Origin of the sequence: Planktotalea sp. (genome assembly GCF_039984035.1) — a bacterium.
Taxonomy (GTDB): domain Bacteria; phylum Pseudomonadota; class Alphaproteobacteria; order Rhodobacterales; family Rhodobacteraceae; genus Planktotalea.
On record NZ_JBDWVM010000372.1, the window covers coordinates 1 to 5,302 of the forward strand.

Below are 5,302 nucleotides of genomic sequence, written 5' to 3' on the forward strand. Positions count from 1 at the left end.
AACTCATCGACCTGAGCGGACAATGCAGCGACGACTTGGCCTACGCCACCTTCTGCATTTTGCAGAGCGGACAGTCGTTTTGACAAAACAAAGCAATAAAACCCTGCAGCCAAGGCCCCTGCGACTAGAAGTAAATCAGCAATAAATGCCATTCAGGCCCCCTTTCACTGTAAAATGAATTCCATGATGAGTAGATCTTCAATGCGACCATTTCCTGAGATCATCTGCAATCGACGCAAAAGCTGGGAACGAAGCTTGATCAACGCGATTGGATCTTCGAAACGCTCCGCTTCCAGAGCGTTTAGATAGGTGTTCATAACGTCGATGAGCCGAGGCTTGATGTTTTCAATGTCCGGAGCATGTTCCGGCTTTACTTCCAATTGACTGGAAAACTTCAAAAGCTGGTACTTGGACGAAGATCTAATGTTCACAACAAGCGGGTCCAGTTCGATGAAAACGTTATCTGCCAATACCTTAAGTGGTAACTCAGATTCGGATTCAGCTTTGGAATCCGAACTCTCACCAATCGGAATCAGCCCAGAGATGGCACCATAGAAACCGGCTCCTCCCGTCATCAGCGCAATCAAAAGCACAATGATGAACCCTGATTTACCCTTCTTGGGTAGCTCAACTTCCTCGGTGATGTCCGCGTTTGCCATACGCCCTCCAAATTTGTGACTAATGGCAACCTAAACGCGACTCACTAACCGATTATTAAGTTTGGCCTGCAACAACACATTCACTGGCTCGAAGCTTTAGCCGGACGATCAGGAGGTCGATGCGTGAATTCACTAACGATGCGTTGGAATGGGTTAGATCCCGCAAAAAAGGTAGTAATGATGCTCGGGCTCGCGGCCCTACTAACAACGCTTGTCGTTCTGGTAAGAATGGCGACGCAGCCTTCCATGTCCTTATTGTACTCGGGTCTCGAAGCTCCCCAAGCCGGAGATGTAGTGCGCGCGTTAGAGCAACGCGGCGAAGCTTATGAAATTAAGGGAGGTACGATTTTTGTCCCTCATCAACGACGCGATGAGCTGCGCATGACATTAGCAAGCGAGGGGCTCCCTGCAAACAACACCAAAGGCTATGAGCTTTTAGATTCGCTGTCAGGCTTTGGAACCACTTCACAAATGTTCGACGCTGCATACCTGCGCGCCAAAGAAGGGGAGCTTGCGCGCACGATTGTGTCTTCCGCGCAGATTTCCATGGCGCGTGTTCACATTGCTCAAGCCAAAGGGTCCGCTTTCGGGCGACAAAAGCCAGGCTCGGCTTCAGTGTTCATTACATCAGCGGGAGCGGGCATAGATCAGGCCCAAGCCAAAGCCTTAAGATATCTTGTATCTTCCGCTGTCGCGGGTGTAACGGCGGATAACGTCTCCATCGTTGATGAAAAAGGGGGGCTGATTGGTGCGCCTGATACGCATGAAATAAGCAACAATGCTGATTCGCTTGCTAACAGCCTTAAGAGCAAAGTGGAGCGCCTGCTGGAAGCTCGCGTAGGTGCAGGCAATGCAATTGTCGAGTTGCATCTAGACACTGTTCTGCAAAGCGAGCAGATCACTGAACGGTTGGTTGATCCCGAAAGCCGGGTGATCATCAGCACAGACAACGAAGAACGTTCCGACACTGCGGAAGGGTCAGGTAACGCTGGTGTTACGGTTGCATCAAATTTGCCAGACGGCGAAGCTACAGGGCAAGAAAACTCAAAAAGTAACGCTAATGAAACAAGAGAGCGAATTAACTATGAGGTCTCCGAAACACAACGAGAGATCATCAAAGCACCGGGTGCGATTAAGAAGCTCTCTGTCGCGGTGTTGGTTAACGGAACAGAAGACGTAAATACTCCCGGCTCATTGCTTCCGCGCGGCGAAACTGAACTTGCCCAGCTCACTGCTTTGGTACAATCCGCAATTGGATTTGACGAAAATCGTGGCGACATCATCTCTGTTCAATCAATGACGTTCACGCCGCAAATTCCTTTGGGAACAGGCCCAGTCACCCCACCGCTTTTCAATCTGTCACTTGACCTCATGATGTTGTTGCAAATGGCGATCCTCGCGATCGTTGGAATTGTGATTGCACTGTTGGTTGTTCGCCCAATCCTAACCGGATCACAAAATGCGACCCTTCCGACACTTGCCGCTCCTATGCCAGATCGCGAAGGAAACGCCATTCTATCAGGCGAGATCGACTATGGAGAGGGGCCGGAAGTGGTTAAAACGATCAACGGCGATTCAAATATCGTTCCTCGCACTGATAAAGAGGACCAAGAGAAATTGGACGTCGACAATCCTATTCAAAAACTTCGTGACATGATTGAGAACCGCCAAGAAGACACTGTCGAAATCCTCCGCCAATGGCTTGATCAAAAAGAACGGGCAAATTCATGAGTACGGCAGTGTTTTTCGAAGATTTCTCAACGGAACCAAATACCAATCAATCTGGACAGCGCACGGGTTCAGACCCACTAGAGGGTTACGAGATAGGCTACAAAGCGGGTTGGGATGATGCGATCAAAGCCAATCAGGAGTCCAAAACCCATCTATCAACAGTTCTTGCCCAAAATTTAGAACAGATTGAGTTTTCTCTAGTGGAAGCCCAAGCTGACGTATTGAAATCCATGAAACCTGTACTGGATCAGATTACGACCATTTTGCTCCCTGGCCTTATGAATAATGCCTTACGTGCCTTACTTCAGGAAGAAATTGGTAAACTTCTGAATGAACATGCGCCCCAATCAATTTCGATAGCTGTTTCCGAACAAGACGAAACTCCGGTTGCCGCCCTTTTAAATTCAACCCGCGAATTGTCTGAAGTCTCACTTGTAGCAAAGGATTCTCTGAGTGAAGGACAAGCCTATATTTCATGCGGTGACAAAAACCGGAAAATTGATGTTGGCGAGGCTATCGGTGACATCAAATCAAAGATCGACGACTTTTTGAAACAACCTGAATTGGAGCACGCAAATGTCGGATAACACCGCCAATCCCTCTGCAGTATCGACCCCTTTCAGCAACGTTCCTGTCGAAATCACGGTCTCTGTCGGTCGGGCACGGCCTAGTATAAGAGAATTGCTGGACTTAGGAGAAAACTCTGTTCTGACCCTCGATAGAACAGTTGACGCCCCGGTCGAGTTATTTATCGGCGATCGCTTGGTTGGTCGCGGCCAACTCGAAGAAACGGAAGATGGTGCAGCGTCTCAATTGGCTGTGCGGATAACGGAAATTGTAGAGCCAGAAATGGCATCACAATGAAGCAAATACTGCCATGTTTGGCGATTGCTCTCGGCTTTTTGGTTCTTCCCGCAATGGCGCATGCGCAGGTGTTTTCCGAAGAACTGATCCAGAACGGGTCTTTGACGGGCAGTAGCTTGCAGCTCATTGCACTCATAACGGTGCTGAGCCTGGCACCTGGCATCTTGATCATGATTACATGCTTTCCTTTTATGATAACCGTACTCTCTATTCTGAGGCAGGGATTAGGACTGCAACAATCACCCCCGAACATGATGCTCGTTAGCCTTGCGTTGTTTCTAACCTTCTTCGTGATGGAACCGGTCTTCACCCAAGCTTGGACGAATGGAATAGCGCCTTTTAGCGACGGATTAATAGAATTTGAAAGCGCCTTCATAGAGGCGATGGCGCCGTTTCGTGAATTCATGTCCGCACGCGTAAATCCCGAAACATTCGTGGCGTTGGCAGAGCTCCGCCCCGACATCCAAGCCAGTGAACTTACTGCAGACTCGCAGCTGTCCCTGCTCGTACCCAGTTTCATGCTTTCAGAGATTGCGCGCGCATTTCAGGTTGGGTTTCTACTGTTCCTACCGTTTTTGATCATCGATTTGGTGGTTGCAGCCATCTTGATGTCTATGGGCATGATGATGGTCCCGCCAGCCATCGTTTCGCTCCCCTTCAAACTCGCGTTCTTTGTGGTTGCAGATGGCTGGACGCTCATTGCGTCCGGTTTGGTACAGAGCTATTTTTAAACGCTTACGTCCACTTGGCCATAGGAGGTAGGCTCATAAGAACGGCGTTAGCGTCATGACCCGTTTCAAGGCCAAACTTAGTGCCACGATCATAGACCAAGTTATATTCCGCATAGAGACCACGGTGCACCAGCTGTGTGTCCTTATCGGCTTCGTCCCAATTTTGAATACGACGCTTTTCAATAAGAGGCACAAACGCTGGCAAAAACGCGCGCCCAATATCTTGGGTCATCGCAAAATCTGCATCCCAATCGCCAGTGCAACGATCATCCATAAAAATTCCGCCGACGCCACGCGCTCGTCCGCGATGCGGAATGTAAAAATACTCATCTGCCCATGCCTTAAGGGCCGGATAATGCTCTGCGCCATGTGGATCGAGGTATGACTTCTGCGTCGCATGGAAATGCGTAGTGTCCTCATCATATTCCAAGCAAGGGTTAAGATCAGAGCCGCCTCCAAACCACCATGCGTGTGGGGTCCAGAACATGCGGGTATTCATATGTACGGCCGGACAATGCGGATTTTGCATATGTGCAACCAAAGAAATGCCTGCTGCCCAAAACCTCGGATCTTCGGACATGCCTTCGATCCCTTTGCGCGCGGCCATTGCCTGCTGTGCCCGTTCTCCGAGCGCTCCATAGACGGTCGAAATATTGACGCCAACCTTCTCAAAAACCCGACCACCGCGCATAACACTCATAAGGCCACCGCCCGCATCTTCACCATCATCTGAATGACGCTTGGTTTGGGTCACCTCAAAACGGCCCGCTGGTTTGTCAGACAGAGGACCAACATCGTGATTTTCTTCAAGTTCCTCAAAGGCCGAGACAATTTGATTGCGCAGGTCTTCGAACCAAGTCGCAGCACGTGCTTTTTCAGTTTGCATCGTCGATGTCATGGCGATCTCCCAAAGATTGACTAATGCGCAGGTGCGCCAACTGGATCGAGCAATGTGCGCCCACCATCAACGGTCAGTACTTGCCCTGTCACAAATGCTGAACTATCCGACGCAAGATATTGAAAAGCTTCTGCCAGCTCATGCGGCGCGGCAATACGACCGAGCGGCGTGATGTCTTCAATCGTTTCGCGATACTCTTGATTGTCTCGCAGTATTTCTTTCAAGCTCTCACTCATCACAGAACCCAGCGCAACAGCGTTCACTCTGATCCGTTCAGGGGCCAGAGCCACAGCAAGTGAACGTGTCATTTGATCCAAGGCAGCTGTCGAAATCGAAAACGCCATCAGTTCGGGTCGCGTGCGACGCGCTGCAATGGACGACAGGTTAATGATTGAGCCGACAGTTCCGTCTTCTCGTCC

The 5,302-nt window shown here is 49.9% G+C and carries 7 protein-coding genes; 4 read left to right on the top strand and 3 right to left on the bottom strand.

From position 1 onward, the window contains the following. Nucleotides 1–164 precede the first annotated feature (164 nt). Nucleotides 165–659: a flagellar basal body-associated FliL family protein gene (locus ABJQ89_RS16470; RefSeq protein WP_348497246.1), complete on the bottom strand. Its 495-nt coding sequence runs from the start codon at nucleotides 657–659 to the stop codon at nucleotides 165–167. 138 nt (nucleotides 660–797) lie between these two features. On the opposite strand from ABJQ89_RS16470, the gene fliF reads away from it, so the two are divergent. From fliF to fliP, 4 genes are read left to right on the top strand one after another with little or no spacing between them, the layout of a single operon-like run. Further along, complete coding sequence (gene fliF, locus ABJQ89_RS16475; protein WP_348497252.1) at nucleotides 798–2,390, top strand: flagellar basal-body MS-ring/collar protein FliF; 1,593 nt, start codon at nucleotides 798–800, stop codon at nucleotides 2,388–2,390. Next, nucleotides 2,387–2,977: a hypothetical protein gene (locus tag ABJQ89_RS16480; protein WP_348497247.1), complete on the top strand. Its 591-nt coding sequence runs from the start codon at nucleotides 2,387–2,389 to the stop codon at nucleotides 2,975–2,977. The genes fliF and ABJQ89_RS16480 overlap by 4 nt, the downstream gene beginning before the upstream one ends. Next, entirely contained in the window at nucleotides 2,967–3,254 is a 288-nt protein-coding gene (locus ABJQ89_RS16485; protein ID WP_348497248.1) for a FliM/FliN family flagellar motor C-terminal domain-containing protein, read from the top strand. The genes ABJQ89_RS16480 and ABJQ89_RS16485 overlap by 11 nt, the downstream gene beginning before the upstream one ends. After that, the gene (gene fliP / locus ABJQ89_RS16490) at nucleotides 3,251–3,985 is read left to right on the top strand and encodes a flagellar type III secretion system pore protein FliP (RefSeq protein WP_348497249.1); all 735 of its coding nucleotides are present in this window, start codon (nucleotides 3,251–3,253) and stop codon (nucleotides 3,983–3,985) included. Before ABJQ89_RS16485 ends, fliP begins: the two co-directional genes overlap by 4 nt. Nucleotides 3,986–3,989: 4 nt before the next feature. On the opposite strand, the gene hemF is transcribed toward fliP, so the two are convergent. Further along, complete coding sequence (gene hemF / locus ABJQ89_RS16495) at nucleotides 3,990–4,883, bottom strand: oxygen-dependent coproporphyrinogen oxidase (RefSeq protein ID WP_348497250.1); 894 nt, start codon at nucleotides 4,881–4,883, stop codon at nucleotides 3,990–3,992. 20 nt (nucleotides 4,884–4,903) lie between these two features. After that, nucleotides 4,904–5,302: SDR family oxidoreductase (locus ABJQ89_RS16500; protein ID WP_348497251.1), on the bottom strand; the 399-nt coding region annotated here is incomplete at its 5' end.